This window comes from Bifidobacterium sp. (assembly GCF_050874245.1).
Classification (GTDB): Bacteria; Actinomycetota; Actinomycetes; order Actinomycetales; family Bifidobacteriaceae; genus Bifidobacterium.
In genome coordinates this window covers 1-1,524 of sequence record NZ_JBNMKH010000182.1, presented here as the reverse complement: position 1 = coordinate 1,524, position 1,524 = coordinate 1, and the positions used below count along the sequence as shown (strand labels likewise).

Sequence of the window (1,524 nt, the reverse complement as noted above, 5' to 3'; positions counted from 1 at the left end):
CATCCACATCCGTATCCCGTTCGTGGACCGTATCGCCATGAAAACCAACATGCGCGTCAACCAGCTCAACGTGCAGCTGGAGACCAAAACCCTCGACAATGTGTTCGTCACGGTCGTCGCCTCCACCCAGTTCCGTGTGAATCCGGAGAACGTTGCCACCGCTTACTATGAGTTGCGCGATCCGGCCGGCCAGTTGCGCTCCTACATGGAAGACGCCCTGCGTTCCGCCATTCCTGCGTTGAGCCTCGATGATGCTTTCGCCCGTAAGGATGATGTGGCCTTCGACGTGCAGAAGACCGTCGGCAACGAGATGTCCCGCTTCGGCTTCACCGTGGTCAAGACCCTGATCACCGCCATTGACCCGAGCCCGCAGGTCAAGAATGCCATGGATTCCATCAACGCAGCCCAGCGTGAGAAGGAGGCCACCCGGCAGCGCGCCGAGGCCCAGCGCATCCAGATTGAGACCCAAGCCGCTGCTGAAGCGGAGAAGACCCGTCTTCAGGGTGAAGGTCAGGCCAACTACCGTCGCGAGATCGCCAACGGTATCGTCGACCAGATCAAGAGCCTGCAGGCTGTCGGCATGAACATCGGCGATGTGAACAATGTGGTGCTGTTTAACCAGTACCTCGACGTGCTGCGCTCCTTGAGCGAATCCAACAACTCCAAGACCGTCGTGCTTCCAGCATCCACCCCTGGCGGATATCAGGATATGTACAGCCAGATCACGCAGGCGATGGTGACAGCCAACGAAACCGCGGAACGGAGCGCGTACACGCCGAAGCCGTCCCATACGGCCGCCCCATCGGTGCCGCGTATCTGACGAATATTGATCGAATGGCGTCTTTGGCCGCATGCGCCAATCGCGGGGTATGCGGCCAAAGACGAAACGAATCCCTCCTTCCATCGGGGAGCCGCGTGAATGTGACGGAGAATGCGGAAACGATGGAAGGAGGGATCGCGTATGGGTGCGTCGCCGTACCACGACGCACATCTTGTCATGGGAACGCTTCTGGACGCTATTCCAGTCCGATGAGCGCCCCGTGGGCCGGCATGGACGGGCGTTCCGCCTCATGCTGCTTCACGGATTGGATCTGTTTCTGCAGATCCATGACTTTCTTCTCCAGCCATGCGATGGTCATGGATTGGGAGATGACGAGCAGGTCGCGTTGATCGGCCGCGGCTTCATTGGCGAACGACTGCGCCTCCAGCATGATCTGCGGATCGGCCTTCCAACGTGCGATGGCGCGTTCGATGCGCTTGCTGCCCACGATCTTCGGATTGAGTCCCGCGCTGGCAAAGATGCTAGTCGGTCCGTTGCCCCGCAGATATTGCGCCATGCAACGCACCTGGAAATCCCTCGAATAGGTGATGCGGTCCATCGACGCCCGCTCCACCGCGGGCAGGGTGTTGAGGTAGTAGACCTCCGCTTGTGTGAAACGACGTTTCATGATGTCCCCCTCATGGTATGGAACCGTTCAGCTTCGTTTTCGATTCGTTGCGATGCCTTCATTGTATTTTCGTCGT

The 1,524-nt window shown here is 58.9% G+C and carries 2 protein-coding genes; one reads left to right on the top strand and one right to left on the bottom strand.

What is annotated here, in order from left to right:
• Positions 1-820, top strand: an 820-nt coding sequence (locus tag ACR0P8_RS09705; RefSeq protein ID WP_432624848.1) for an SPFH domain-containing protein, incomplete at its 5' end; no start/stop codon positions are given.
• Between the two features lie 196 nt (positions 821-1,016).
• Here ACR0P8_RS09705 and ACR0P8_RS09700 read toward each other — a convergent pair.
• Positions 1,017-1,448: a hypothetical protein gene (locus ACR0P8_RS09700; RefSeq protein ID WP_003808556.1), complete on the bottom strand. Its 432-nt coding sequence runs from the start codon at positions 1,446-1,448 to the stop codon at positions 1,017-1,019.
• Positions 1,449-1,524: the final 76 nt, after the last annotated feature.